This is a genomic window from Pseudarthrobacter sp. CC4, from assembly GCF_048957775.1.
Classification (GTDB): Bacteria; Actinomycetota; Actinomycetes; order Actinomycetales; family Micrococcaceae; genus Arthrobacter.
In genome coordinates, this window is sequence record NZ_JARCCZ010000014.1 from 102,611 (window position 1) to 128,275 (window position 25,665).

Consider the following 25,665-nt stretch of genomic DNA (forward strand, 5'->3'; position numbering starts at 1 on the left):
CAAGGGTACGCCTCAGGAACGCTCCCTACACGTGCCGGGCGGCCCGCAGGGGGCTAGGCGGGCACGACGGTTCCAGCGCCGCCGTCGACCGTTATTCTTTGTCCGGTGGCAAGCCGCGAGGTGGCCTCCGCAACCCCCACCACGGCGGGAATGCCGTACTCCCGGGCCACCACGGCACCGTGCGAGTTGGGCCCGCCCATTTCCATCACCAGGCCGCCGGCAGTCAGGAACAAGGGGGTCCATCCGGGGTCGGTGGACGGCGCCACCAGGATCTCCCCGGGTTCAAGGCGGGCACCCATGGGATCCAGAATTACCCGGGCGGGACCGGTGGCCGAGCCCGCTGATGCGGGGCTGCCGGACAGCGCGCCGTTCCCGGCCCCGGCGGCCGCTCCGGCAGCCGCAGCATGGAGCACTTCGGGCTCGGTTCCGTCCGAAAGCAGGACCCTGGGGACGTGCCGCCGGCCAAGTTCGCCGGCGTAGGCGGCGCGCCGTTCCAGGACGAGTCCGGGCAGCTTTCGCGGCTGGCTGGCTGCATTCGCGTCCCCGCTGTCCAGGGCACGCCGGACTTCCTCGAAATCGAGGAAGAAGACATCGTCCGGGTGCTCCAACTGGCCGGCGGATGCCAGCACAGCTCCCACGTGGGCCACCTGCCTGCGTACTTCGGCGAGGCCCAGGACCAGCTGGTACTTGGGCAGTTCCCGCAGCCCGGCGAAGAGCCTGGTGCGGCGCAGTGCGGCAGCAACCAGCAGCGCGCGCACCCTGCCGCGGCTCCGGGCCTCGGCAACCAGGCGCTCCACCTGGGCCTCTGCCTCGGCGCTCGCCCTGCTGAACTGCACGTCCGGCGCCATGCCGGGATCAGTGAGGCGCAGGTAGTTGGCAAGGACACCCAGGATGTGCGTGGGATCATCCGACCACCGGGGCATGCCCACATCGATTTCGGCCACGGCCCGCTGCCCGTAGCGGTCGAGGAACCGCACCAGGCCCGCGTGCAGGACGACAGGGAGGTTGCCCGCCCTGAACTCCGCCGCCAGTTCGGATGGCTGCCCTTCCACCAAGGCCGTGCGTGACTCGCGGTCGTCCCTGATTGCTGATGCAAGCCGCCACAGGTCCAGGTCCATCTCCGTGGTCACGTTCCGCGGCAGGCCCCGAAGCACCTTCTCCAGGTCCTTCCAGCGGTCCCAGCCGCCGAGGAGCTTTCCGGCCAGCCACAGCATGGCGAATCCCAACGCGGCCAAGGGCAGGATGGCGGGAACCACCGCAAAGAGCCGGCCGCCCAGGAGCCGCTCCGCATGGTCGAGCCGCTGAAGGGGTCCCGCCCCGGCCTCCAATTCGAGATCCTCGGCGAATTGCCGGGTGAAGCGGTCCAGCCGGCGCAGCGCCGCCTTGGGCCGGAACAGTCCCCGGAGCACGGCCTCGGGGACGCGGGCCCGCACCGCTGCCGGCAGGACATGGCGCAGGAGTCCGAGCGGGGTCTTGCGGGTTACCGAAAACCGGGGGTCCGCAAAGACCTGTCGCAGCACCATGGCGGACCTGGCTTCCATGACGTCGAAGACCCGTGGAAGGAGCCGCCGCCCCACGCTGCTCCTGACCGGCGTTGTGAGATCGAAGTAGAGTCGCTGGGCTGCCTCCGCATACGGTGGTGGACCGCGCCGGGGGTCCGGGACTGCGAACCCTGCGGCTTTGGCCACGGAAGAGGCAACGAGCCGCAGTGAAGCCAGGCCCATGGGAGTGAGGGGGCGGGTGAGGCCCTGGGCGAGGCTGAAGCACAAGTACACCCTGGTTCCTCCACCTCCGGACTGGCGTTCCGGCACCGGGAAAAGTGTGGTGATGGGCCTCGACTGCGTCAGCCAGAGCGCCCCGCCGGTGTCGATGGCCCATTCGGTGTCCTGCGGCGAACCGAAGTGCCTTTCAGCCTGCATGCCCAGGGCTGCAAGCCCAATGGCCTGTTCGTCGGTAAGGCTGGCTGCGTCCGCTTGGCCCGGCATGTCCCGTACCTCGGTTCCGCCGCCGGGAAGGGGCCGGGCGATGAGGCGTTTATCCCCCAGTTTCCGCTCGAGGACCCGGGACATTTCGGTGTCCACAACATAGTGGTCCGGATTGACCGCTCCGGAAACCACCGCTTCGCCGAGCCCCGGGGCAGCATCGATGACAGCTTCCCGGCGCCTGCCGGTCAGTGGATTGGCCGTGAACATCACTCCGGCGGCCCGGGCGTCAACCATCCGCTGGACCACGACGGCGAGGGCTACTTCGTGCGGCTTGATCCCCAGCGCGGCCCGGTAGGCCACTGCCCGGTCTGTCCAGAGGGATGCCCAACAGTCCCGCACGGCCTCAAGGACGGCGCCGATGCCTATGACATTCAGGTAGGTGTCCTGCTGGCCGGCGAAGCTCGCGAACGGAAGGTCCTCTGCCGTGGCGGAGGACCTTACCGCCACCGGAACCGCTTTTCCCAGCGCCTCATATGCCTGCTCGACGGCGGCAACGATCCGCGGCGGAACCGGGGTGGCGCGGATGGACTCGCGTGCTTTGCCGGCCATCCCGGCAAGTTCCGTGGTCCCGCCGGGCGTTCCCGGGGGAAGGACAGCCTGGAGCCTGCCCAGCTCTGCGAGCGCGCCGTCCTGCACGGTCCTGGTGGCCTCCCGGTAGGCCGCTGTGGTCAGGCAGAACCCGTCCGGCACGGGCAACCCGGCTGCTATCAGCTCACCGAGGTTGGCTGCCTTGCCTCCGACCTGTGGAAGCATGCTCCCGTCCACCTGGCTGAGGCGAAGGATCAAGGCAGGGGCGGTGTCCCCGGACTGTTGGCCGGGTCCCTGCCCGGCCGTTCCTGATGGGTCGGCAGCCATCGCGAAGCTCCTGGCAGCAGGATCTCGTCAGGATGAGCCGAGAACCGGTCCGAACTTGGCACGGTCCGCCAGGCGGCGGTCCTCTCGGTCCGGCACCACCATGACGGGGCCCTTGGCATGGTGGAGTATGCCGTCGGACGTTGAGCCCAGGAGCATCCCCGTGAAGCCGCCCCGGCCGCGGGTACCCACAACCACAAGTTCCACATGCCGGCTCTCCTCGACGAGGACGTCAACCGGCGAGCCGTCCTTCAGCTCTGATTCGGCATGGAGATTGGGGAAGTGGCTGCGCAGCCAGGCCATGCCGGCGTCCAGGGTCACCTGGATGTCGGCAAAGAGGGCCTTGCGGTCCATGGGGGCCGGCACCCATGCCAGCGAGCCGCTGTACTGCGGGACGGCGCAGACGACGCGCAGCGTGGCGCCCATGCGTTCTGCCTCCTCTGCCGCCTCCAGGACGGCCACCCGTGCCTGCTCCGAGCCGTCAACACCCACCACCACCACGTTCTCCACGCGCTGGTGCCCGGCTTTGGCCTGCTCGGCTTTGATGCGCCTGTCCTCGGTGGTCTCGCCCAGCCGGTCCGCGCAGATCAGCGGGACCGTCACGGTGGGGCATTTGGCGTGGGCGGGCAGGGCGCTGCTCACCGAGCCGAGGAGCCTGCCCACGAATCCGCCCCGTCCGCGGGTGCCAAACACCAGGAGCTCGGCAGTCCTGGACATCTCCAGCAGCACGCCGGAGGCATCGCCGTTCTCCACGGACGCGGTGACATCGATGTCGTAGGTGGAGATCTTGTCCAGGGCCTGCTTGGCCACCGCCTCGGCGCCCTCGCGGATCACGGAATCGTCCACGGTTGCATAGCCGCCGTCGAGGCCCGACGCGGCGAAGATCGGTACGGAGTACGCGGTGACGATATGCAGCGGACGGCGCCGGCGCCGGGCCTCGCGCGCGGCCCATACAAGCGCGCACTGGCCGTGGTCCGACCCGTCCACGCCAACAACGATTCCCTCGGGAGCAGCAGTGCTGCCGCCGTCCTGAGGGTCCGGATGCAACTCTGGTGCGCCCATGGGGCCGCCTCCTCGCGATACTGCCTGATGTTGCGGCTATTCTGCCAGAAACCGGACCGTTCCCCGCGCACCCTTACCCCGGCCTGAGCTGGGAAGAAAGGCCTGCTTCCGCTTCCCACTATTCTCCGTCGCCCCTGCCATAGCAAGCCTGTCCATGGCCCGGAAGGTCCGGTTATCCACAGGAACTCCAGGGCGTCCGGGAAAGCGCCTTCAACCGGCAGGAAAGTGTTTTCGGCTTGGGCTATCCACCGCAGGAAATGTTCTGTAGTCTTCAGGACATTGTTGGTCCGGGACGCCTACTGCCTCTTTCCGTCAGGGTGCCCGCCAACGTACTGCGGCCGGACTTTGGGGGTAACGGGACGCGCGCGGGCGAGGACGCCTGCACCTGCCGAAACTTCGAAGGAGGGAACCTGTAGTGTCAAGCATGCCTGGGAATGCCGGGACCGAGCAGACCACCACTGTGATCATTGGCACGGGCCTGTCCGGCCTTGCCGTGGCCGCCGAGCTGTGCCGCCGCGGGGTGGACTCGATAGTGGTGGACGGACTGGACATCCTTGGCGCCGCACAGCCGGCCAACACAGCTTCGCTTCAACGCTGCGACGCGGCGGACTCCGTCACCCTTCGTGAACGGAACGAGATCCTGCGGCACCTGCGCAATTACGCCGCCAGCCACGCCGTGGACGTGCGGCACACTACCCGCGCCGTCCAGTTGACCATGCTGGCCGGGACTGCGACGGGAACCGCCGCTCCGCGGTGGGAAGTCCACACCCCTTCGGGCATCCTGGTGGCGGACCATATTGTCCTGACCCGCTGCGCGCACAGCCAGTTGCGGCGCATGATCAACGATTTCGGGATCGCCGTGGGCCGCAACCTCACCGCTGCCATGCGGGCAATCGGCATTTATCTGGTGGGCGTGGGCGAGCTCATCACGCCGTCGCCCAAAGAGGTCCTGCGCCAGGCCAAGACCGTGGGCCAGGCGATTTCCGCCAAAGTGCATCCGGACCGCGTTGCCTTTCCGGGCACCGGGAGCTTCGCGGCCCTGCCCTGCTAGCGCCCGCCAAGGCCCCCGCCGGCGCCCGTCAGCCCTCCTCGTCCGTGCCCGCCGTGAGCCTGCGCCGGGCGAGGACGGCAAGGGTGGCCAGCAGCCCCGCCGCGACGGCGGCGAAAATGACGATGCTCCACTGGAACGGCTCCCCCGCGTCCGCCGGGTCCGCTGGTTCGGCGGTGGTTCCGGGCCGGGCGGTCCCCATGGCGGGGGCGTTGCCAACGGCCGGAGCGGTGGCAGGAACTGTACCGGCCGCCGTCGGACTTGCCGCCGGTGACGTGCCCGGCGCGGCGGAAGCGGCCGTAAAAACAAACGTCCCCTCGATGGGGTGCGAGTCCGAACTGACCACGCGCCAGGCAACGGTGTACTGCCCGGCCGCGGCTCCCGCCCTGACCTTCCGGGACGCCACGTTGTCCACGATCTCCACGGGACCTTCTGCCCACTCGGCGCCGGCGGCGTCCTTGACGGAGATGGACGCGCCAATCCCAAGCGGGTTCTTGTTGAACGTGACCGAAACCTGTTCCGGGGGCGCGGTGACCGAGGCGCCCTGGGCGGGGCTGGTGGACTCGGCTGCATCATGCGCGGCGGCGGGACCGGCAACGCCCAGCACGGCGGCGGCGGAAACGAGGAATCCGAGCCCAAAGGTCAGGATTCGGCGGCGGACGGGACGCATGCTGGGGGGCTCCTTGTGTTGGCTTCCTTACAGACTAGGCGAAATTGCCTGCCGCCCGGCCGCCGCCCCCATAGGATTCAGGTATCCCCACAGACTCCCCCGGAGGACAAATGCTTAAGCAAGGCTCTGCCCTGGACCGGTACTTCATGGTCACCGAACGCGGTTCCAACCTTTCCCGCGAGATCCGCGGCGGCTTCGCCACATTCTTCGCCATGAGCTACATCGTGGTGCTGAACCCCCTGATCCTCTCCGGCCCGGACTCCAGCGGCACCACGTTGGGGTTCACCGCAGTCGCCGCCGTGACGGCCTTCGTGGCGGGCCTCCTCACCATCCTGATGGGCGCCTGGGCAAAGCACCCCTTCGCGCTGGCCACGGGCCTGGGCGTCAACGCCTTCGTCGCCGTCACCGTTGCCACCAATCCGGGACTGACCTGGCCGGACATGATGGGCCTGGTGGTCCTGTCCGGCGTGACCATGCTCATCCTGGTCCTCACCGGGTTCCGCACCGCCGTCTTCAAGGCAGTACCGGACGGACTCAAGACGGCCATCGTGGTGGGCATCGGGCTGTTCATCGCGCTCATCGGGCTGGTCAATGCGGGCTTCGTCCGCCGCATCCCCGACGTGGCCGGCACCACCGTGCCCGTTGGACTTGGCTTCGACGGCAAGCTCCTGGGCTGGCCCACTGCAGTGTTCGTGTTCGGCCTGGTCCTGACCATCGCCCTGGTGGTCCGCAAGGTCAAGGGCGCCATCCTGATCGGCATTATCACCTCCACCGTCATCTCCGTGCTCCTGGAGATGACCCTGCACATCGGACCAAGCTTCGACGGCAAGACCTTCAACCCGCAGGGCTGGTCCCTGGTGGCGCCCAAATTCACGGGATGGGCCGCCCCGGACCTGTCCCTGATTGGCAAGGCGAACCCCTTGGGAGCCTTTGAGCACCTCGGCTTCGTGGCAGCCACGCTGCTGGCGTTCGTGATCCTGCTCAGCATCTTCTTCGACGCCATGGGAACCATGGTGGGCCTGGCCAACGAGGCAGGCACCGTGGATGAACACGGCAACATCCCCGACGTGGACCGCGTCCTCCAGGTGGACGCCCTCGGCGCTATCGTGGGCGGCGGCGCCTCGGTGTCCTCCAACCAGATCTACGTGGAAGCCGGCGCCGGCATTGGCGAAGGCGCGCGGACGGGCATTGCCTCGATCGTTACCGGACTCCTGTTCCTGGTGGCGATGTTCTTCACCCCGCTGATCAACCTGGTGCCCTTCGAGGCCGTGGCGCCGGCTCTGGTGGTGGTGGGCTTCATGATGGTGTCCCAGGTGGGGAAGATCGACTGGCAGGACTGGGGCATTGCGATCCCGGCGTTCCTGACCTTCACGCTGATGCCGTTCACCTACTCCATCGCCAACGGCCTGGGCGCCGGGTTTATCGCCTTCGTGCTGATCCGCACCGTGCAGGGACGCGTCAAGGAGATCCACCCGCTGATGTGGGCCGTGGCGGCTGCCTTCCTGCTGTTCTTCGCCGTCGGCCCCATCGAGGCCGCCCTGGGGATGTAGCGCGGCTGCCCGGGCAGGAACCCACACCCCCCGCACGGCGCTGCGCCGACCTACACGGGGGTGTTGGGGGCCAGCCCCTCATCACCGGACACTGCGCGGGCCTTCTTCTCGCGGAGCCTGTCCAGCCTGTTCATCAGCGGTGAGGTGGTGGCGCCGTGGACCACGATCGACAGCGCCACCACCAGCCCCACGAACGCCCAGAGCCATTCCGCCTGGTCAGCGAACTTTCCTTTGCCCAGCGCATAGGACAGGTAGTACAGCGAGCCGATCCCCCGGATCCCGAAGAAGGAGAGCGCAATCCGCTCCCGCGGGCCGGTCTTGCCGCCCAGCAGCCCCACCCAGCCCGCCAGGGGGCGGATCACCAGCAGGAATGCCAGTGCCACCAGCACCTCTGCCCAGCCGATCCCTTCCAGCAGGCCGCGGGCGATCGCACCGCCCAGCAGGACCAGGATCACCACCGTCAGGAGCCGCTCCAGTTGCTCCACGTAGGAGTGCAGCACCCGGTGGTAGCCGTGGGTATGCTCGGCGGCCCGGATGGTCACAGCGCAGACAAAGACCGCGATGAAGCCATAGCCCTCCACCATCTCCGTGGCACCGTAGGTCAGGAACGTGGCGGCGAGGGCCACGAAGCCCTCGGAATGGTTGGACAGCCGCAGGCTGTCTGCGCGGGCAGAAAAGAAAATCCGTGCCAGCAACTTTCCGGTCAGGAAGCCCAGCAGCAGTCCGACAGCCAGCCGCCACAGGACGTCCACGCCGAACCACTCCGGGAACCACGCCAACGGGGATGACCCAACGATGCTGATGGCGATTGCCAGGTAGACAAAGGGAAAGGCCAGCCCGTCGTTGAGTCCTGCTTCCGAGGTGAGGCCAAAGCGCACCTCGTCCTCTTTGTCGGTTCCGTCGTCGTGGTCCGCGGGCTCACCCACCTGCACTTCGGAGGCGAGGACGGGGTCCGTGGGTGCAAGGCTTGAGGCCACCAGCAGTGCTGCACCAAGGCCCAGGCCCAGGAACCACAGCCCCAGCAGCGTGAGCCCAATGATGCAAAGAGGCATAGCGATTCCCAGCAGCCGCCAGGTGGTGGCCCAGCGTTGGCGGCCCACCGGCCGGTCCAGCGCCAGTCCGGCGCCCATCAGCGAGATGATCACGCACACTTCCGAGAGATGAAGGGCAAAGTCGCTGTGCGCCAAGGGGTCCGGGTCGGGAAGGGTGGGGATCAGGGCGAAAGCAGCCATACCCGCTCCGAGGAAGACCATCGGCATGGAAAAGGGCATGTTGCGCAGCAGCTTGGGGAGCACTGCGGCCACGAACACTGCGACGCCGGCGGCGGCAAACAGGATGTTGGGGGCTTCAAACATAAAGCTGTTCTCCGGCCTGTTTTTTGCGCCCGTTCGGCGCAGGCAAGGTGGTTCGGTCCCCGGGGAGGGACTGATCCACAATAGCCCCTGCTGCCGGCAGGCGCTGATGATCTTCGATTCCAGACAGGTCGACGGCGGCGCTGCTGGTTTTAGCTGTCCAATTACGGTGAGCTTGGGATATGACCCCTCCGATACCTGCCGTTGATGTCCCGCCCCAGCCCTGGACGGGCAGGTTCGACGGCGACGACGCCAGCCACCGCCGCTGGTGGCAGGCGATGGTTCCCTACGACGGCGGGGCGGAGGCGGGTGCGGGCGGCGAAGGCGCGGTCCACACGCCAAAACCGGCCGTCCTGCTTGGCTTCGCCAGCGATGAGGGCGTGCGCCGGAACAAGGGCCGCACCGGCGCGGCGGCCGCGCCGGCAGCCATCCGGCAGGCCCTGGGCCCCCTGGCGTTCCACCTCGACCGGACCGTGGCCGACGCAGGGGATGTTGTGGTGTCCGGCGGCGCCCTTGAAACCGGCCAGGAACGCGCCGGCAGGGCTGTCGCTGCTTTGCTCGACGCCGGGCAACTCCCCGCGGTGCTGGGCGGCGGCCATGAAACCGCGTATGCCAGTTACCTGGGGGTCAGTTCGTCCGCCGCGGTGCAGGGCGGCCAGCGGCTTGGCATCCTGAACCTGGACGCCCATTTCGACCTGCGGGACGAGCCCGCACCCAGCTCGGGGACGCCGTTCCTCCAAATGGCCCGCGCGGAAGCCGCCGCCGGGCGCGACTTCCGCTACGCCGTCGTCGGAATTTCCGAACCCAACAACACGCGCGCCCTCTTCGATACTGCCCGGGAGCTGGGCGTCCAGTACCTGCCGGACGAGGACTGCGGGGCAGAGCGCGTCCGGGACTTCGTGGCGGGGTTCCTGGCGGGCATCGACGTGCTGTACCTGACCATCGACCTTGACGTGCTGCCGGCCGCGGTGGCGCCGGGCGTGAGTGCACCCGCAGCGTTCGGCGTGCCGCTGCCCGTCATCAGCGCAGTGTGCCGGCAGGTGGCGGGGTCGGGGAAGCTGCTGCATCTCGACATCGCCGAGCTGAACCCGGAATTTGATATCGATGGCAGGACCGCCCGGGTTGCCGCGCGGCTGCTGGACACCCTGCTGCGCTGAACCGGGCGCATCCCCGGGGCCGGGCTACCTGCCTTTCAGGACGTAACGCCGCTCCGGACGGCCCACGCCGTACTTGAGCCTGACCTCCAGCGTCCCCTCGTCGTGCAGGTATTCCAGGTAGCGGCGGGCGCTGACGCGGGAGGTTCCCAGCTGCTCCGCGACCTCGGCCGCGGAAAGGTCACCTTCGGCGGCGTTGAGGGTGGCCTCCACGAGCTTGAGCGTTTCGATGCTGCAGCCCTTGGGAAGCGGCCGCTCCGTGCGGTCCAGGCCGAAGACGCGGTTGACGTCCGACTGCTCGGCCACATCCTTGGCCGAGTCCAGGCCATGGTAGGCGCTCCGGTAGTGCTCCAGCCGCTCCTGGAGGTCCGACTGGGAAAACGGCTTGATGAGGTAGTGCACAATGCCCCCGCGGAGGGCCTTGCGGACGGTCTCCACTTCCCGGGCGGCGCTGATCACCAGCACGTCGAGCTCCGGGGCCACCTCGCGCAGCCGGTGCATGAGCTCCAGCCCGTTGATGTCCGGCAGGTGGATGTCCAGCAGCACCAGGTCCGGCTGCAGCCGTTCCGTTTCGAGCACTGCCCGTGCACCGGTGTGGGCCACGCCCACCACGGCGAAGCCCGGCGTCCGCTGGATGAAGCCGGCGTGGACCTTCGCCACCATGAAGTCGTCATCGACGATCAGCACGTTGATCATGGCTTCACTGCCCCTTTCCTCAGCCGTGCGGTGAAGACTGCTCCGTTGTCGTTGGCCACCGTGAGGTCCCCGCCGGAGCGCCGGCAGACCACCCTCGAGAGGGCCAGCCCGAATCCGCGGCCCTCGGCCGGGCCCGCCTCCTTGGTGGAAAACCCCTGGCGGAAGATGTCCTCCACGGCGTCGCCCGGAACGCCCGGTCCGGTGTCCCGCACCGTGACGGTGACGTGGTCCTTGCCGTCCTCCACCAGCACCCTGACGGCGGCCTCCGGAAGTCCCGTCACGGCGTCGAACGCGTTGTCCACCAGGTTCCCCACCACCGTGGTGAGGTCGCGGGACAGTTCGTCGCTGACCGGGCCCAGCGCGGACGCCGGGTCAAGCTGCAGCGCCACTCCGCGTTCCGTGGCGAGGCTGGACTTGGCAATCAGCAGTGCGGCGAGCGCAGGGTCCTGGATCCGGCTGGTCACTTCGTCGTTCAGCCTGGTCCGGTCCACTGTGGCGCCGTTGACGAACTGCACCACGGAATCGTATTCGCCGATCTGGATCAGGCCGGAGATGACGTGCAGCTGGTTGGCGAACTCGTGGGCCTGGGCACGCAGCGTGTCCGTGGCGGTCCGGGTGGCACCGAGCTCACGTTCGAGGGAGGACAGCTCCGTCCGGTCCCGGAGGGTAGTGACCGAGCCGATGTCCCGGCCGCGGGACCGGATGGGAACACGGTTGAGCACCACCAGCCGCTCCCCCACCAGGACCAGCTGGTCCGGGTCCGGCTGCTCACGGGTCAGGACCACCTTGAGCGCCGGGTCCACGGGAAGGGATCCGAGCTTCCTGCCCACGCAGTCCGGCGGCAGCCCAAGGAGTTCCCGCGCACTGTCGTTCGCTACCGTGATGCGCTCATTGGGGTCCAGCGCCACCACGCCTTCCTTCAGGCCGTGCAGCATCGCCTCCCGGTTCTCCACCAGCCCGGTGATCTCGCTGGGCTCCATGCCGAGGGTCTGCCGCTTGACCCGGCGGGAGAGCAGCAGGGACCCCGCCACCCCCAGGACGCTGGCTACGCCGAGGTACGTCAGGAGGTTGGGGACCGCGTCGCCCAGCCGTTCAAGGGTGGACGGATAGTTGCGGCCGATGGCGGCAATCCCGATCATCTTTCCAGCATCATCGAGGACCGGAACGTGCGCGGACAGGACGGCGTTGCCGCCTTGGTCCACCACACCGGTCCAGGCGCGCCCTTCCATGACCCTGCTGGCGCCCAGTTCCAGCGGCTCCCCCAGCAGGCTTGGATCCGACGCCGCAACCACCGTGCGGTCCAGCTTCGCGAGCGTGACATGGGACGAGCCCGAGACGGTGCGGACCGACTCCGCTACTGCGGGAAGCGCTGAACCGACACGCGGCTCAGCGTCCGGCAGCAGCGCCCGCACCGCAGGATTGTTGCCGAGCGCTTCCGCGGCCGAGAGGGCCCTGCGGCCTTCAGTCCGTTCAAAGGCGGCAGCGGACTGGGCAAGCGAGATGGCCACCACCGCCACCAGCACGGCCAGGACAATCAGCAACTGCAGCACAAGGTACTGCCCGGCGAGGGACATTCCTCTTCGTCGAGTCACTGCGGGGGTTCCTTTTGTTTCTTGATGCCTGTTCCTGGTGCCGTGCGTGTTCCCGGCGCCGTGCCTGTTCCTGGCGCGCGGGCCGGCCCTGCGGCAGTAACGGGAACTATATCCCACCGGCGCCCTGGCTTCGGCGGGAGGCGCCGGCGGGGGCCTTGTACGGCGCCGAGGTGGTTGTCCGGTGGGGCGCCGGAAACGTGAACGCAATGAACTTAACTTTCTCTGCGTACACAAGAGTGAGGTCCGTCACGGCGGGCCCTAGCATCGGAAGCACAGATCAGGTCCGCTGATCATCCTGTAGAGAATTGCATTACTGAGAAGAGGAACACCATGCGCCAGATCCGCGCATTGCGAGTCGCCGCCGTCGCTGCCGGCATCGCCCTGATGGCCACCGGCTGCGGTGCCACCGGCAAGAGCTCCACCGGTTCGGAAAGCTCCGGCGCTGCTGCCGGGCCCATTACCGGACTGCAGATCATGGTCCCCAACACCCCGGGCGGCGGCTACGACACCACCGCACGCGCCGCAGCCAAGGTCCTCGACGACGAGAAGATCTCCACCAACACAGAGGTCTTCAACCTCGCCGGTGCCGGCGGCACCGTGGGCCTGGCCCGCGTTGTCAACGAAAAGGGCAACGGCGACCTCGCCATGCTCATGGGCCTTGGCGTGGTGGGCGCCAGCTACACCAACAAGTCCGAGTCCAAGCTGACCGACACCACCCCGCTTGCACGGCTCATCGAAGAGCCCGGCGCCATCATGGTCAGCAAGGATTCCCCGTACAAGACCATCGACGACCTGGTGAAGGCCTGGAAGGCTGACCCGGGCTCCATCTCCGTAGGCGGCGGCTCCTCACCGGGCGGCCCGGACCACCTGCTGCCCATGCAGCTTGCAGGCGCCGTGGGCATTGACGCCACCAAGGTGAACTTCGTTTCCTACGACGGCGGCGGGGACCTCCTGCCCGCCATCCTGGGCAACAAGCTTGGCTTTGCAGCCTCCGGCGCCGGCGAATACCTGCAGCAGATCCAGTCCGGTGAAGTCCGGGTCCTGGCCACCAGCGGCGAAAAGCGGCTCGAGGGCGTCGACGCCCCGACGCTGAAGGAATCAGGCATCGACCTGGTGTTCACCAACTGGCGCGGCATCGTGGCCCCTCCGGGCATCAGCGACAAGGACAAGGCATCCCTGATCGCCGCCCTTGAGAAGATGCACGCGACCGAGGGCTGGAAGGAAGCGCTGAAGACCCACAGCTGGACGGACGCCTTCATCACCGGCGAGAAGTTCGAAACGTTCCTTACCGAGCAGGACAAGCGGGTGGCGGACGTCCTCACCAAGCTTGGGTTGGCGTGACCTCGCTGACCACAGGCCTTAAGGGCCGCGCCGAGCTGGGAGTTTCCCTCCTGCTCGGCGCGGCCGGCGTCCTTGTCTTCCTGGACGCCAACGGCCTGGTGACCCCGTACTCCCAGTCGGACCCCGTGGGTCCCAAAACAGTTCCGTACATCGTGGCCGGCTTGCTGGTGGCATGCGCTGTCCTGCTGGCCATCAACGTGATGCGGGGCGGCCAGGGCGAGGCGGAAGGCGGCGAGGATGTTGACCTCACCCACCCCGCCGACTGGAAAACCATCCTGCCCCTGGCAGGAGCCTTCATCCTGAACATCCTGCTCATCGACTGGGCCGGCTGGGTCATCTCCGGCACCGTCCTGTTCTGGGGCAGCGTCCTGGCACTGGGCAGCCGGCACTACATCCGCGACGGGCTCATCTCCGTAGCCCTGTCCCTGCTGACCTTCTACGGCTTCTACCTCGGCCTCGGCATCGCCCTGCCCGCCGGACTCCTGGAAGGAATCCTCTGATGGACGTCTGGTCCTCACTGATGGACGGTTTCGCCACCGCCCTCACCCCCATGAATTTCCTCTACGCCGTGATCGGCGTGATCCTGGGCACCGCCGTCGGCGTCCTCCCCGGGCTCGGCCCGGCCATGACCGTGGCCCTGCTCCTGCCCGTCACCTACGCCCTTGAGCCCACCAGCGCCTTCATCATGTTCGCCGGCATCTACTACGGCGGCATGTACGGCGGTTCCACCACGTCGATCCTCCTAAACACCCCCGGCGAATCGTCCTCCGTGGTCACCGCCATCGAGGGCAACAAGATGGCCAAGGCGGGCCGGGCGGCGCAGGCGCTTGCGACGGCGGCGATCGGCTCGTTCGTTGCGGGCACCATCGGCACCGCGCTGCTGGCCGTCTGCGCACCGATCGTGGTCAAGTTCGCCGTGAGCCTGGGTGCGCCCAGCTACTTCGCCATCATGGTTTTGGCCCTGCTGGCCGTCACCGCGGTCCTGGGTTCGTCGCGGCTCCGCGGCTTCGCCTCGCTGGCACTTGGCCTGGCCATCGGCCTGGTGGGCATGGACTCGGTCACCGGCCAGCGCCGCCTGACCTTCGGCCAGCCGCTGCTCGCGGACGGCCTGGACATCGTGGTGGTGGCCGTGGCCATCTTTGCCGTGGGCGAAGCCCTGTGGGTTGCCGCCCACCTGCGCCGCACTCCGCTGCATGTGATCCCGGTGGGCCGGCCCTGGATGGGCAAGAAGGACTGGAGCCGTTCCTGGAAGCCGTGGCTGCGCGGGACCGCCTTCGGCTTCCCGTTCGGCGCCCTCCCCGCCGGCGGCGCCGAGATTCCCACGTTCCTTTCCTACGTCACCGAGAAGCGCCTCACCAAGCACCCGGAAGAGTTCGGCAAGGGCGCCATCGAGGGCGTCGCCGGGCCGGAAGCAGCCAACAACGCTGCCGCCGCCGGCACCCTGACGCCCATGCTGGCCCTGGGCCTGCCCACCAACGCCACGGCCGCCGTCATGCTCGCAGCCTTCACCTCGTACGGCATCCAGCCGGGCCCGCAGCTGTTTTCCAGCCAGGGACCGCTGGTGTGGGCGCTGATCGCAAGCCTCTTCATCGGCAACCTGCTGCTACTGCTGATCAACCTGCCGCTGGCACCCCTGTGGGCCAAGCTCCTGCAGCTCCCCCGGCCGTACCTGTACGCCGGCATCCTCTTCTTTGCCACGCTGGGCGCCTACTCGGTGAACCTGCAGGCGTTCGACCTGGTGATCCTGCTGGTGCTCGGCGCCCTCGGGTTCATGATGCGCCGGTTCGGGCTGCCGGTGCTGCCGCTCATCCTTGGCGTTATCCTGGGGCCGCGCATCGAAGGCCAGCTCCGCAAGACCCTGCAGCTCAGCGCAGGCGACCCGGCAGGGCTCTTCAGCGAGCCGATCGCCGTCGTTATTTACGTCATTGTGGGGCTGATCCTGCTCTGGCCGCTGCTCTACAAACTGGTGCGGCGGAACCGCCCGGCGGGCCGTTCACTGGTTCCCGCCAATTCCGGCGCAGCAGACACCAGCGACTAGTCCCCGCCGGCACCCTAACCCCGCATCCTGCAAACACAAGGAGATACCATGACGATCGTGGTGGGATACGTCCCAACCCCCGAGGGTGAAGCTGCCCTGACCCAGGCCATTGCCGAAGCCCGAAAGGGCAACACCACGCTGCTGGTCATCAACTCGTCCAAAGGCGACGCGCTGGTGGACAACCGGTATGCCCAGGAGCCGGAGATCCAAAGCATCGAGGACCGCCTGGCCATCCAGGGCATCCAGCACGTGATCAAGCAGCCGGTCCGCGGCCACGACGCCGCGGCCGAAGTCCTGGACGCCGCGGAGGAACACAATGCCGAACTGATCGTGATCGGACTGCGCCGGCGGACGCCGGTGGGCAAGCTCATCATGGGCAGCGTGTCGCAGCGGATCCTGCTGGAGGCCGACTGCCCGGTCCTGGCGGTGAAGGCCGGTTAACGCTGCCGCGGTGATGCGTTCCCGGCGGTGAAAACGGGGGCAAGCGGGGCAGTCAAAGAGCAGTCATCTGACATTTTGCGGGAGCAGCCGGTAGAATGGCAGGGCCCTTAGGCATGAAACACAGAAAGTTCTCCCAAATGACTACAGCCACCCTGGAACGCGTCCCCGCCGTTTCCTCCCGCGCCGACGCCTCGGCAGCCAGGTCCATCGACCTGGAGTTTTCCAACGCGCGCGAAGTCCACGCCGGCCTGGAAGAGGCCGTGTCCGAGCTGATCGAGGTCGCCGCGCAGGAAGCCTCCTGCGGCATCCTGGTCACCAGGCTGCATCCGGGCCGCTACACCGTAGCCCTGGACGAATCGGTACCGTTCGGCGAAACCTACGAGGCCATCGCCGCCTGACCGGCAATCCTGCCGGGGCATGCCCGGACAAAAAGAAATCCCCGCCCTGCGCAAGCAGTAGGCGGGGATTTCTGTTGTTGTGCTTCCTGGGGCTGCTAGCCGCGGCGCACCTGCACGCCGTCGGATTTGAGGAAGAGCTGCTTCTCCGACGGACCGGCCGGCACCAGCCACAGAACGTTTCCGCTCTGGGACACCTCCTCCACCTCCCCGGCGGCAACCACGTGCGCATGCTTGATGATCTCCACGTGGTCCCCGGCCTTGAGGGTCCTCCAGTCGGAAACAGCGGCGGAATGGGCGTTTCGCCTTGATAAGACTGCCCCACGAGCTTTCATTTGAACTTCTACCCCTTTGTATACGTTCTGCGCCACAGCCTCTTTGATGTGACTTTCACTACATCTTCAGTTCTACTACACTCGGCGCCCCGCGGTGGAACGTGTCGGATGAAATTCCACCAAGTGGACGCCGAGTGCGCACGCCCTGAAGATTCTTCGGATTCAGGCGAGGATTCCGACGGCGGATTCGGCCGCCCTGCGCACCTCGCCCGAGGCCACCAGCCTGTCGGCAGCCTCGAGCTCGGGTGACAGGAAGCGGTCCGTCCCCGGCCCGTCCACCACGCCGCGCAAAGCGGAGACGACGCCGGCGCCCGCCGGCCCCGGCGTCAGGACCCCACCGGAGAGCCGGCTGCGGATGTCCAGGGCGCGTGCCGACGTCACCAGCTCGATGGCGAGGACCCGGCGCAGGTTCTCCACCGCCTTCCGCAGTTTGCGTGCGGCGTGCCAGCCCATCGAGACGTGGTCTTCCTGCATGGCGGAACTGGGGATGGAGTCCACGGAGGCGGGAACAGCAAGCCGCTTGTTGTCCGAGACCAGGCCGGCCTGGGTGTACTGGGCAATCATCAGCCCTGAGTCCACGCCGGGGTCGGCCGCAAGGAAGGCCGGCAGGCCGTGGGAGCGGGCCGGATCCAGCATCCTGTCCGTCCGGCGTTCCGCGATGGAGCTCAGGTCCGCGACGGCGATGGCCAGGAAGTCCAACACGTAGGCCACCGGCGCACCATGGAAGTTGCCGTTGGAGCTGACCGTTCCGTCAGGCAGCACCACAGGGTTGTCGATGGCGGCCGCCAGTTCGCGGGACGCCACCAGGGCCGCGTGGTCCACTGTGTCCCTCACGGCGCCGGCAACCTGCGGGGCGCAGCGGAGCGAGTAGGCGTCCTGGACCCTGTTGTCGCCAACCTTGTGGGAAGCGACGATGGGGGAACCGGACAGGACACGCAGCATGTTGTCGGCGCTGGCGGCCTGCCCCGGATGCGGACGAAGCGCTGCGTGCAGCTCCGGCAGGAACACCTGGTCGGTGCCCAGCAATGCCTCGACGCTCATCGCCGCGGTGATGTCCGCCGTCGTCAGCAGCTGGCGAAGGTCCGCGATGGCCATGAGGAGCATGCCCAGCATGCCTTCGGTGCCGTTGACCAGGGCCAGGCCTTCCTTTTCCGCGAGGGTGACCGGTTCGATGCCGTGTTCTGCAAGCAGTACCGCGACAGGCTGTTCGCCGCGGCCGCCGTACGTCACGCCGTCGGGTCCTTCCGCCTCGCCCTCGCCCATGAGCACCAGGGCGCAGTGGGACAGCGGTGCGAGGTCGCCCGAGCAGCCGAGCGAGCCGAACTCGCGGACCAGCGGCGTGATGCCGGCGTTGAGCACGTCCACCATGGTCTGCAGGACCACGGGTCGGACGCCGGTGCGGCCGGACGCCAGGGTCTTGGCTCGCAGGAACATGATGCCGCGCACCACTTCGCGCTCCACTGCCGGTCCCATGCCGGCTGCGTGGCTGCGGATCAGGCTCTTCTGCAGCTGGGTGCGCAGCTCATTCGGGATGTGCCGGTTGGCCAGGGCACCAAAGCCGGTGGAAATTCCGTAGGCCGGGACGTCGCTGGCTGCGAGCTCGTCGATGTGGGCGCGGACTTTTGCCACCGTGTCCAGGGCTTCCGGGGAGATGGTCACCTTCGCGTTGTGGCGCGCGACGGCGAGCACGTCCTCGGGCGTAACGCCGCTGGACCCGAGGGTAACGGTCAGCGGTTCGTGGGTTATTGCGGTCATGGTTCCTACTTCTGTGGATCGATTGCTCCGTACCTGTCGTATTGCGGGCTCTAAACGACAGGTGCGGAGCAATCGATGTGGGGTTGGTTAGTGTGTCTCGTTCATGGGGATGCGGACGCCGCGCTCTTTGGCGACGTCGACGGCGCGGTCGTAGCCGGCGTCGGCGTGGCGGATGACGCCCATGCCGGGGTCGTTGGTGAGGAGGCGTTCGAGCTTCTGCGCGGCGAGGTCGGTGCCGTCGGCGACGGAGACCTGGCCGGCATGGATCGAGCGGCCGATGCCTACCCCTCCGCCGTGGTGGATTGAGACCCAGGTGGCGCCGGAAGCGGTGTTGAGCAGGGCATTGAGCAGAGGCCAGTCAGCGATCGCGTCGGAACCGTCGGCCATGGACTCGGTCTCGCGGTACGGCGAGGCGACGGAGCCGGAGTCGAGGTGGTCGCGGCCGATGACGATGGGGGCCTTGACCTTGCCGTCCTTCACGAGCTGGTTGAAGAGCAGGCCGGCCTTGGCGCGGTCGCCGTAGCCGAGCCAGCAGATCCGGGCCGGCAGGCCTTCGAACTCGACGCGTTCCTGGGCGGCGTCGATCCAGCGGTGCAGGTGCTTGTTCTCCGGGAACAGTTCCTTGATGGCTTCGTCCGTGACGCGGATGTCTTCGGGGTCGCCGGACAGGGCAACCCAGCGGAACGGGCCGAGGCCCTCGCAGAACAGCGGGCGGATGTAGGCCGGGACGAAGCCGGGGAATTCGAAGGCGCGGGTGTACCCGCCCTTGCGGGCTTCGTCGCGGATGGAGTTGCCGTAGTCGAAGACCTCGGCGCCGGCGTCCTGGAACTCGACCATGGCCTGGACGTGCTTGGCCATCGAGGCCTGGGCTTTCTTGGTGAATCCCTCCGGGTCAGCCGCGGCTTCGCGGTGCCATTCCTCAACGGTGATGCCCTCTGGGAGGTAGCTCAGCGGGTCGTGCGCCGAGGTCTGGTCCGTGACGATGTCGACGGTGAGTTCGCCCGCGTTGTGGCGGCGCAGGATTTCGGGGAAGACGGTGGCGGCGTTGCCGACGTAGCCCACGGACCAGCCGCGGCGCTCTTCCTTGGCCGCCAGGACCTTGGCGATGGCGGCGTCGAGGTCTGTTTCCACCTCGTCGAGGTAGCGCTTGCCGGCGCGGCGGCGCAGGCGGGTCTCGTCGACGTCGACAATCAGGCAGGCGCCCTCGTTCAGGGTGACGGCGAGCGGCTGGGCGCCGCCCATGCCGCCGCAGCCGCCGGTCAGGGTCAGGGTCCCGGCGAGGGTGCCGTTCTCATCCCCGGCGAGTTTCCGGGCAACGGCTGCGAAGGTCTCGAACGTGCCCTGCAGGATGCCCTGGGTGCCGATGTAGATCCAGGACCCGGCGGTCATCTGGCCGTACATCATCAGGCCCTCGGCCTCGAGCCGGCGGAATTCGGGCCAGTTGGCCCAGTCACCCACCAGGTTGGAGTTGGCCAGCAGGACGCGGGGGGCCCACTCGTTGGTGCGGAAGACACCCACCGGCTTGCCGGACTGGACGAGGAGGGTCTCGTCCTTTTCCATGGTTTCCAGGGTGCGGGTGATGGCGTCGAACGCTGCCCAGGACCGGACGGCGCGGCCGGTGCCGCCGTAGACCACCAGGTCATCGGGGCGTTCGGCGACCTCGGGGTCCAGGTTGTTCATCAGCATGCGCAGCGGGGCCTCCGTCTGCCAGGACTTGGCGGTGAGCGTGGTGCCGCGGGCTGCTTTGACCGGGCGGGCACCGGTGGTGAAATCGGCGGGTGCCATGGTGGCTCCTTCGTGTGTAGGGCGAGTGTGGTGTTCGCGGTGATGCGAAGAGGTTCTGTATCAACTAAAGCCCGTCCGTGACGGCCCGGACAGGGCTTTCGAGGGGGTGCTGTCCGGGATTCCAGACCTGTTCCCCTCCCGGCGCCGGGCTACTTTGCGGGGCGGCCGTGGAGCCGGACCGAGAGTTCGTCGGCCACCTTCTGGACGCGCGCGGCCAGCCCCGGCCACTGCTCCGCCGGCACTTTGTCCTCGAGGAACGTCACGGCGACTGCCGCCGTCGGCCATCCCAGGTGGTCCGTGACCGCGGCGGCGATGGAGCCGAAACCGGGCGTGACCTCGCCGTGTTCGGTGGCGTAGCCGCGCTGCCTGACCTGGTCCAGGTGGGAGGACAGTGCCGAGTACTTCATGATGGCGCCTTCCACCTCATGCCTGGCGGTAAAGGCCGCGGCATTGGGGTAAAGCGCACGCACCTGGGACTTGGGCAGCGCCGCAAGGATGGCACGGCCGCTGGCGGTGAGGTGGCTGGGAAGGCGGACGCCGACGTCCGTCACCAGGGAGGGGCGGTTTTTGGCCCTCTCCTCCACGATGTACAGCACGTCCCGGCCATGAAGCACGGCCAGGTGGGAACTCTCGCCAACCGCATCCACGAGGGAGGCAAGCAGCGGACGGCCCAGCCTCGACAGGGGCTCCTGCCTGGAGTAAGCGGAACTGAGTTCAAAGGCGCTGATGCCCAGCCCGTAGCGCTGTTCCTCATGCAGGTGGAGCACAAAACCGTTCGCCTCCATTACGCCCAGCAGGTGGTAGACACTGGAGCGCGGCAGGCCCAGGGATGAAGCGATCTGCGACGCCGCCATCGGCCCCCGCCGCGAAGCCAGCAGTTTGAGGATGCGCAGCGTGTTTTCGGCGGCAGGGACTTTGGACGTCACCTTTGAGGCCGCCTTTGGCGCAGCTTTCATCCCGCTGCCGGCCTGCGGCCCTGGTTCGGTAGTTAACACCGGTCCTCCTCATCGCCCCTCGGTAAAGCCCGGCGATATCCGGGATCCCGTACTTAAGCTTGCGCCACCGGGGGGCTCGTCACACGGAGGAACGCGGCCAATATGTCTGGTATACCGGACAGTTGCCGCCCTCCATCAACCTTGCTGCCCTGCGCTGGGCCTTAGGCCGTCCACGACCCCGAACGAAGGCCGCTGGAGCCGTTGCAGTTGGGTAGAGTCCCGTCATGGATGAAAAAGAGACCCTTCACCACTACCTCCGGGTCAGGCGTGACAGCCTGCTCGGCAAGCTGGATGGCCTGGGTGAATACGACGTCCGCCGGCCACTGACGCCAACCGGCACCAACCTGCTCGGCCTGGTCAAACATGTGGCCAGCGTGGAGGTGGACTATTTCGGCGTGGTGTTCGGCCGCCCCAGCGGGAGGCACCTCCCATGGCTGGACGACGGCGCCGCACCGGATTCGGACATGTGGGCGACCGCTGACGAATCCCGAGCGGACATCATCGAACTGCACCACTTCGCCGCGGCTCACAGCGAGCGAAGCATTGCCCGCTGACGCCCCCGGAGCAGTTCCATGGTGGCCGGAGGAGCGGCGCAACGTCACCCTGCACCAGACCTGGTCCATATGGTTGCCGAACGTGCCCATCACCTGGGCCATGCAGACATCCTGCGAGAACTCATCGACGGCAGGGCGGGGCAGCGTCCAGGGGATCCGAACCTCACCAGGCGCAGCCCGGAGGAATGGGCCGCCCACTGCGCAGCCATCGAAACCGCGGCGAGGCAGGCATGAGCACGCGGGATGTTCCTGCACAGATCGGGGACCTGCCCCCTGTTGGCCGGCCTGCCAACAGTGCCCTGATGCGGGCGGGCGTCACCTCACTGGCCGAGGCCGCCTCGTTGGGCCGCCTGGAGCTGCTGGCAATGCACGGCATCGGCCCGAAGGCCGTCCGGATCCTTGAGGCGGCCGCCGCCGAGCGCGGGCTCACCTTCGAGCCCTGAAGTGTGGCCATTCCCCGGCGATGAAGGCGCTGGAGGGACCGGATCCGGGGTACCCGGATATCCTGCGTAGAGCGTGACTTTCACAGCCTCGATCCTGGCTTGAATGCGTACATACTCTGCGAGCTGGGCCAACTTAAAGCCCTTCCTGGCAACCGCATCCACGGTACGACCATAGGCCGATGGCGGACTATTTTCTGCTGCGGCATCCCGCACTAAGGCACCATAGAGTGCCCGGAGGATTGCCTCGAGGGCTCTTCTGTGTTCCGTTTCCCAGCCTGCTTTGCTTCCCATGCCTCCAGCGTCCCGGAGGGGCCTGCGAGGATCATCCAGTATCCGTGCGTATGTGGATAACCCGTCCATGGCCCGCGCCATCCGAACCGAAAGGCAGCGACCCGTCCAATCTGGAATGAAAGACACCGAGGCCCCGTGAGGCTCATCACGTCGCCCGGCAAAGTGGTCTGCTGGTTAGCGGTTCCCCTCCCAATGACGAGAAGGTTATTCGCATGCAACAAGCACCAAGCCCAACCCGGAACGAAAGTCCGGCCGCACAGCAAACCGCAAGATCCGCCGTCGGAAGCGTCCTCAATCGGGGCCTGAACGTGCGCCACATCCGGTTCATGGCGCTGGGCTCGGCGATCGGCACGGGCCTTTTCTACGGTTCGGCCTCGGCCATCCAAAAAGCCGGCCCTGCCGTCCTGCTGGCCTACATCATCGGCGGCGCGGCGGTGTTCATGGTGATGCGGGCCCTCGGCGAGATGGCCGTGCGGCATCCCGTCTCCGGCTCGTTCGGCCAGTACGCCAGCCGCTACCTAGGCCCGCTGGCCGGCTTTGTGACCGGCTGGACCTACGTCTTCGAAATGGCGATCGTGGCCATCGCCGACGTCACCGCATTCAGCATCTACATGGGCTTCTGGTTCCCCCTGGTTGAACGCTGGATCTGGATCCTGGCCATCATCCTTTTCCTCGCCGGGCTCAACCTGCTCAGCGTCAAGGTCTTCGGCGAGCTGGAGTTCTGGTTCTCGCTGGTCAAGGTGGCGGCCATCATCGCCATGATCGCCGGCGGTGCGGCCATCATCGTTTTCGGCTTCCAGGCCGGAGGCTCAACTGTTGCGCCGGGCCTCGGGAACCTTGTAGAGCACGGGGGATTCTTCCCGTTCGGCTTTGAGGGGCTGCTCGCATCCTTCGCCGTCGTGATGTTTGCGTTCGGTGGTATCGAGACGCTCGGCATCACAGCCGGAGAGGCGGCCAACCCCAAACAGGTCATCCCCAAGGCCGTCAATACTGTTCCGGTGCGCGTCCTGCTGTTCTACGTCCTGACGCTGGCGGTACTCATGAGCCTCTTCCCTTGGGACGGGATCGGCAGCAATGGCAGCCCCTTCGTCCAGATCTTCAGCGGGCTGGGCATCCCGGCGGCACCGCACATCCTCAACGCCGTGGTGATCACCGCGGCGCTGTCCGCCATCAACAGCGACATCTTCGGCGCCGGTCGCATCCTCTTCGGCCTGTCCCGCCAAGGCCACGCTCCCTCCGCCTTCGGCAAAGTGTCCAGGCACGGCGTCCCTTGGATGACGGTGGTGATCATGGCCGCGATCCTCCTGGTGGGCGTGGTCCTCAACGCCGTCATCCCGGAAAACGTTTTTGTCCTCATAGCCTCCATCGCCACCTTCGCCACCGTCTGGGTGTGGGTGATGATCCTCGCCTCGCACGTCGCCATGAAGCGGGAAATCGCGCGGGCTGGCCTGCCGCCGTCGGAATTCCCTTCGCCGTGGTGGCCCGCCGCATCCCTTGTCACCATCGCCTTTATGGCGCTGGTGATCGCGGTCCTGGGTGCGTTCGAGGACTCGCGCATCGCGCTCTACGTAGGCGGGACCTGGCTGGCGCTGCTGGTCCTGGCGTACCGGCTGTGGGTAAGGGGTGACGGACGACGGCGGGCGGAGCTTGTGGACGAGACCTCGCCGCTGCCGGTGGTCACCACAGGCCCCTAAAGCAAAGAACCTCCCGGCCCAACGCCCACCCGACGCTCTCTCACTTAATGCCGGTTATGACCCAACGCTCGCTCACTCGCTTGAGGAAAGTGAGAGGGCGTTGGCCCAAAGTGCGCGTTAAGTGAGAGAGCGTTGGCCCAAAGTGCGCGTTAAGTGAGAGAGCGTCGGGGCTGCGCGGGGGATGGGGTCAGGCAGCCGCAGCGGCCGCGCGCACAGCCTCGGACAGCGACGTTGCCGGGCGGCCGATCAGCCTGCGCAGGTCCCCGGTGCTGACAAGGAGGTCGCCCCGGGCAATGCCGAGATCGGAATCGGCCAGGATGTCCGCGAATGCTTCCGGCACTCCGAACCCGGCCAGCATTCCGGCGTATTCCGGCGCGGGAAGGTCCTGGTAGATGATGGCCTTGCCGGTGGCAGCGGTGATTTCGGCTGCAAGGTCCGCCATGCTGAAGGCGTTGTCACCGCCCAGTTCGTAGATCCTGCCCGCCTGGTCTTCGGCGACGAGCACAGCAGCAGCGGCGTGGGCATAATCAACGCGGGACGCTGCGCTGACCCTGCCGTCTCCGGCGCTGCCGGCCAGGCCACCCTGCGCCAGCGTGCCGGGCAGCTGGTCCGTGTAGTTCTCCAGGTACCAGCCGTTGCGCAGGAGGACGAAAGGAACGCCGGACTCCCGCAAAATAGCTTCCGTGGCCTGGTGCTCAGCCGCCAGCCTCATGCCGGTGGTGTCGGCATTGGCGATGCTGGTGTAGGCCAGCAGCTCAAGGCCCTCTGCCTTAGCCGCCTCGATCACTGTGCGGTGCTGCTCCACCCGCTGGCCCACCTCGCTGCCGGAGATGAGGAGCACCTTTTGGGCGCCCTTCAGGGCTGCCGCCACTGAACGGGCATCTGCGTAGTCCATGGCCTTGACCCGAACGCCCCTCTCGGCGAAGCCGGCCAGCTTTTCCACGGAACGGCCCGCAGCCACGATGTCCTCCGCGGGAACGTTGCGCTCCAGCAGTGCTTCGACGACGTGGCGGCCCAGCTGGCCCGTTGCTCCGGTGATGACGATGCTCATGAAAATTCCTTCCGATGGGGTGTCTGTCATGGTTCACAACCACACCCATTCCGGAATACTTCCCGAAAGAGAGTACGCACTTTAAGGTAAGGTACTGACATGAAAGTTAGTGCCGCCAGGACCGCCGTGCAGGCGGCGCCCCTTCCCGTGGCCCTTGCCGACGGCGTCTTCCCGGCGGGGTGTCCCAGCAGGACAGTGCTGGACCACATCACCAGCAAGTGGGGCGTCCTGATCCTGCTCGCCCTGTCCGAGGGTGAGCAGCGGTGGAGCGACCTGCGGCGCCGGGCGGAGGGAATCAGCGAAAAGATGCTGGCCCAGACGCTTAAGACGCTGGAGCGGGACGGCCTGGTCCGCCGGGAGGCGCAGCCGGTGATTCCGCCGCGGGTGGACTACAGCCTCACCGAACGCGGCTACGAATTGAGTGCCCTGCTGGTTCCGCTGGTGGCGTGGGCCTTCGAGAACGCGGACGACATCGTCAACGGCCAACGTTGAACCAGGGGATCCGAAGGCAAGTGTCGGCGCCGCCAGGAAATGAGTACTTGTTACTGGTGTGACTGATGTGAATAGCGCCTAGCTTAGGCGTAAG

At 67.3% G+C, this 25,665-nt stretch carries 22 protein-coding genes and 1 pseudogene; 12 read left to right on the plus strand and 11 right to left on the minus strand.

Translation table 11 applies throughout. The features are described 5' to 3' along the window. Positions 1–53 precede the first annotated feature (53 nt). Together PV768_RS11110 and PV768_RS11115 are read right to left on the minus strand one after the other, a co-directional pair. Positions 54–2,840, minus strand: coding sequence for a PEP/pyruvate-binding domain-containing protein (locus PV768_RS11110; protein WP_421093036.1), 2,787 nt, complete (start codon positions 2,838–2,840; stop codon positions 54–56). Between the two features lie 27 nt (positions 2,841–2,867). Then, positions 2,868–3,899 carry a universal stress protein gene (locus tag PV768_RS11115; protein ID WP_157239440.1) on the minus strand — a complete coding sequence of 344 codons (1,032 nt, stop codon included), beginning with the start codon at positions 3,897–3,899 and terminating at the stop codon, positions 2,868–2,870. Between the two features lie 424 nt (positions 3,900–4,323). Between PV768_RS11115 and PV768_RS11120 the strand changes: the two genes are divergently transcribed. Next, positions 4,324–4,950: an FAD-dependent monooxygenase gene (locus PV768_RS11120; protein WP_321216333.1), complete on the plus strand. Its 627-nt coding sequence runs from the start codon at positions 4,324–4,326 to the stop codon at positions 4,948–4,950. 28 nt (positions 4,951–4,978) lie between these two features. Here the strand turns inward: PV768_RS11120 and PV768_RS11125 are convergent, their stop codons facing one another. After that, on the minus strand, positions 4,979–5,617 hold the full coding sequence (locus PV768_RS11125; protein WP_421093037.1) for a copper resistance protein CopC: 639 nt from the start codon (positions 5,615–5,617) through the stop codon (positions 4,979–4,981). 110 nt (positions 5,618–5,727) lie between these two features. Between PV768_RS11125 and PV768_RS11130 the strand changes: the two genes are divergently transcribed. Further along, positions 5,728–7,167, plus strand: coding sequence for an NCS2 family permease (locus PV768_RS11130; protein WP_157239444.1), 1,440 nt, complete (start codon positions 5,728–5,730; stop codon positions 7,165–7,167). 50 nt (positions 7,168–7,217) lie between these two features. Here the strand turns inward: PV768_RS11130 and PV768_RS11135 are convergent, their stop codons facing one another. After that, on the minus strand, positions 7,218–8,522 hold the full coding sequence (locus PV768_RS11135; protein ID WP_157239446.1) for a cation:proton antiporter: 1,305 nt from the start codon (positions 8,520–8,522) through the stop codon (positions 7,218–7,220). Positions 8,523–8,701: 179 nt separating this feature from the next. Here PV768_RS11135 and hutG point away from each other — a divergent pair, with 179 nt between their 5' ends. Then, positions 8,702–9,676 (plus strand): formimidoylglutamase, encoded by a 975-nt coding sequence (gene hutG / locus PV768_RS11140; RefSeq protein WP_421093038.1) that lies wholly within the window; start codon positions 8,702–8,704, stop codon positions 9,674–9,676. Between the two features lie 24 nt (positions 9,677–9,700). On the opposite strand, the gene PV768_RS11145 is transcribed toward hutG, so the two are convergent. Together PV768_RS11145 and PV768_RS11150 are read right to left on the minus strand one after the other, a co-directional pair. Then, the gene (locus PV768_RS11145) at positions 9,701–10,369 is read right to left on the minus strand and encodes a response regulator (RefSeq protein ID WP_104996630.1); all 669 of its coding nucleotides are present in this window, start codon (positions 10,367–10,369) and stop codon (positions 9,701–9,703) included. Further along, positions 10,366–11,943 (minus strand): sensor histidine kinase, encoded by a 1,578-nt coding sequence (locus tag PV768_RS11150; protein WP_157242746.1) that lies wholly within the window; start codon positions 11,941–11,943, stop codon positions 10,366–10,368. Before PV768_RS11150 ends, PV768_RS11145 begins: the two co-directional genes overlap by 4 nt. Before the next feature lie 348 nt (positions 11,944–12,291). Here PV768_RS11150 and PV768_RS11155 point away from each other — a divergent pair, with 348 nt between their 5' ends. The 5 genes from PV768_RS11155 to PV768_RS11175 all read left to right on the plus strand — a co-directional run bounded on the left by PV768_RS11155 (position 12,292) and on the right by PV768_RS11175 (position 16,179). Then, positions 12,292–13,302: a Bug family tripartite tricarboxylate transporter substrate binding protein gene (locus tag PV768_RS11155; protein WP_323057766.1), complete on the plus strand. Its 1,011-nt coding sequence runs from the start codon at positions 12,292–12,294 to the stop codon at positions 13,300–13,302. Further along, a complete protein-coding gene (locus PV768_RS11160; protein WP_321215197.1) occupies positions 13,299–13,802 on the plus strand; it encodes a tripartite tricarboxylate transporter TctB family protein in 504 nt (167 codons plus the stop codon). The genes PV768_RS11155 and PV768_RS11160 overlap by 4 nt, the downstream gene beginning before the upstream one ends. Further along, positions 13,802–15,340, plus strand: a complete 1,539-nt coding sequence (locus PV768_RS11165; RefSeq protein WP_157239452.1) for a tripartite tricarboxylate transporter permease — start codon at positions 13,802–13,804, stop codon at positions 15,338–15,340. Before PV768_RS11160 ends, PV768_RS11165 begins: the two co-directional genes overlap by 1 nt. A gap of 48 nt (positions 15,341–15,388) precedes the next feature. After that, the gene (locus PV768_RS11170) at positions 15,389–15,781 is read left to right on the plus strand and encodes a universal stress protein (protein WP_157239454.1); all 393 of its coding nucleotides are present in this window, start codon (positions 15,389–15,391) and stop codon (positions 15,779–15,781) included. Between the two features lie 137 nt (positions 15,782–15,918). Continuing rightward, positions 15,919–16,179 carry a hypothetical protein gene (locus PV768_RS11175; protein WP_323057767.1) on the plus strand — a complete coding sequence of 87 codons (261 nt, stop codon included), beginning with the start codon at positions 15,919–15,921 and terminating at the stop codon, positions 16,177–16,179. A gap of 95 nt (positions 16,180–16,274) precedes the next feature. On the opposite strand, the gene PV768_RS11180 is transcribed toward PV768_RS11175, so the two are convergent. From PV768_RS11180 to PV768_RS11195, 4 genes are all read right to left on the minus strand, one after another. Beyond that, positions 16,275–16,511, minus strand: coding sequence for a hypothetical protein (locus tag PV768_RS11180; protein WP_157239457.1), 237 nt, complete (start codon positions 16,509–16,511; stop codon positions 16,275–16,277). Between the two features lie 162 nt (positions 16,512–16,673). Continuing rightward, positions 16,674–18,266 carry a histidine ammonia-lyase gene (hutH, locus tag PV768_RS11185; RefSeq protein WP_421093039.1) on the minus strand — a complete coding sequence of 531 codons (1,593 nt, stop codon included), beginning with the start codon at positions 18,264–18,266 and terminating at the stop codon, positions 16,674–16,676. Between the two features lie 87 nt (positions 18,267–18,353). Further along, positions 18,354–20,051, minus strand: coding sequence for a urocanate hydratase (gene hutU / locus PV768_RS11190; protein WP_421093040.1), 1,698 nt, complete (start codon positions 20,049–20,051; stop codon positions 18,354–18,356). A 149-nt stretch (positions 20,052–20,200) separates the two neighbouring features. Next, positions 20,201–21,007 (minus strand): IclR family transcriptional regulator, encoded by an 807-nt coding sequence (locus PV768_RS11195; protein ID WP_421093060.1) that lies wholly within the window; start codon positions 21,005–21,007, stop codon positions 20,201–20,203. Positions 21,008–21,270: 263 nt separating this feature from the next. Here PV768_RS11195 and PV768_RS11200 point away from each other — a divergent pair. From PV768_RS11200 to PV768_RS11210, 3 genes and pseudogenes are all read left to right on the plus strand, one after another. After that, positions 21,271–21,834: pseudogene (locus PV768_RS11200) on the plus strand (DinB family protein). Next, a complete protein-coding gene (locus PV768_RS11205) occupies positions 21,831–22,043 on the plus strand; it encodes a hypothetical protein (protein WP_157239465.1) in 213 nt (70 codons plus the stop codon). The pseudogene PV768_RS11200 and the gene PV768_RS11205 overlap by 4 nt, the downstream one beginning before the upstream one ends. A 503-nt stretch (positions 22,044–22,546) precedes the next feature. Next, the gene (locus PV768_RS11210; RefSeq protein WP_421093041.1) at positions 22,547–24,028 is read left to right on the plus strand and encodes an amino acid permease; all 1,482 of its coding nucleotides are present in this window, start codon (positions 22,547–22,549) and stop codon (positions 24,026–24,028) included. Between the two features lie 187 nt (positions 24,029–24,215). Here PV768_RS11210 and PV768_RS11215 read toward each other — a convergent pair whose 3' ends face one another. Next, positions 24,216–25,079 carry an SDR family oxidoreductase gene (locus tag PV768_RS11215; RefSeq protein WP_421093042.1) on the minus strand — a complete coding sequence of 288 codons (864 nt, stop codon included), beginning with the start codon at positions 25,077–25,079 and terminating at the stop codon, positions 24,216–24,218. A gap of 99 nt (positions 25,080–25,178) precedes the next feature. Between PV768_RS11215 and PV768_RS11220 the strand changes: the two genes are divergently transcribed. Next, on the plus strand, positions 25,179–25,571 hold the full coding sequence (locus PV768_RS11220; protein ID WP_157239470.1) for a winged helix-turn-helix transcriptional regulator: 393 nt from the start codon (positions 25,179–25,181) through the stop codon (positions 25,569–25,571). Positions 25,572–25,665 lie beyond the last annotated feature (94 nt).

Excerpts from the sequence above, each read along its gene's own strand:
- PV768_RS11110 (WP_421093036.1), bottom strand. The coding sequence starts at position 2,840 with ATGGCTGCCGACCCATCAGGAACGGCCGGGCAGGGACCCGGCCAACAG.
- PV768_RS11115 (WP_157239440.1), bottom strand. The coding sequence starts at position 3,899 with ATGGGCGCACCAGAGTTGCATCCGGACCCTCAGGACGGCGGCAGCACT.
- PV768_RS11120 (WP_321216333.1), top strand. The coding sequence starts at position 4,324 with ATGCCTGGGAATGCCGGGACCGAGCAGACCACCACTGTGATCATTGGC.
- PV768_RS11125 (WP_421093037.1), bottom strand. The coding sequence starts at position 5,617 with ATGCGTCCCGTCCGCCGCCGAATCCTGACCTTTGGGCTCGGATTCCTC.
- PV768_RS11130 (WP_157239444.1), top strand. The coding sequence starts at position 5,728 with ATGCTTAAGCAAGGCTCTGCCCTGGACCGGTACTTCATGGTCACCGAA.
- PV768_RS11135 (WP_157239446.1), bottom strand. The coding sequence starts at position 8,522 with ATGTTTGAAGCCCCCAACATCCTGTTTGCCGCCGCCGGCGTCGCAGTG.
- hutG (WP_421093038.1), top strand. The coding sequence starts at position 8,702 with ATGACCCCTCCGATACCTGCCGTTGATGTCCCGCCCCAGCCCTGGACG.
- PV768_RS11145 (WP_104996630.1), bottom strand. The coding sequence starts at position 10,369 with ATGATCAACGTGCTGATCGTCGATGACGACTTCATGGTGGCGAAGGTC.
- PV768_RS11150 (WP_157242746.1), bottom strand. The coding sequence starts at position 11,943 with ATGTCCCTCGCCGGGCAGTACCTTGTGCTGCAGTTGCTGATTGTCCTG.
- PV768_RS11155 (WP_323057766.1), top strand. The coding sequence starts at position 12,292 with ATGCGCCAGATCCGCGCATTGCGAGTCGCCGCCGTCGCTGCCGGCATC.
- PV768_RS11165 (WP_157239452.1), top strand. The coding sequence starts at position 13,802 with ATGGACGTCTGGTCCTCACTGATGGACGGTTTCGCCACCGCCCTCACC.
- PV768_RS11170 (WP_157239454.1), top strand. The coding sequence starts at position 15,389 with ATGACGATCGTGGTGGGATACGTCCCAACCCCCGAGGGTGAAGCTGCC.
- PV768_RS11175 (WP_323057767.1), top strand. The coding sequence starts at position 15,919 with ATGACTACAGCCACCCTGGAACGCGTCCCCGCCGTTTCCTCCCGCGCC.
- PV768_RS11180 (WP_157239457.1), bottom strand. The coding sequence starts at position 16,511 with ATGAAAGCTCGTGGGGCAGTCTTATCAAGGCGAAACGCCCATTCCGCC.
- hutH (WP_421093039.1), bottom strand. The coding sequence starts at position 18,266 with ATGACCGCAATAACCCACGAACCGCTGACCGTTACCCTCGGGTCCAGC.
- hutU (WP_421093040.1), bottom strand. The coding sequence starts at position 20,051 with ATGGCACCCGCCGATTTCACCACCGGTGCCCGCCCGGTCAAAGCAGCC.
- PV768_RS11195 (WP_421093060.1), bottom strand. The coding sequence starts at position 21,007 with ATGAAAGCTGCGCCAAAGGCGGCCTCAAAGGTGACGTCCAAAGTCCCT.
- PV768_RS11205 (WP_157239465.1), top strand. The coding sequence starts at position 21,831 with ATGAGCACGCGGGATGTTCCTGCACAGATCGGGGACCTGCCCCCTGTT.
- PV768_RS11210 (WP_421093041.1), top strand. The coding sequence starts at position 22,547 with ATGCAACAAGCACCAAGCCCAACCCGGAACGAAAGTCCGGCCGCACAG.
- PV768_RS11215 (WP_421093042.1), bottom strand. The coding sequence starts at position 25,079 with ATGAGCATCGTCATCACCGGAGCAACGGGCCAGCTGGGCCGCCACGTC.
- PV768_RS11220 (WP_157239470.1), top strand. The coding sequence starts at position 25,179 with ATGAAAGTTAGTGCCGCCAGGACCGCCGTGCAGGCGGCGCCCCTTCCC.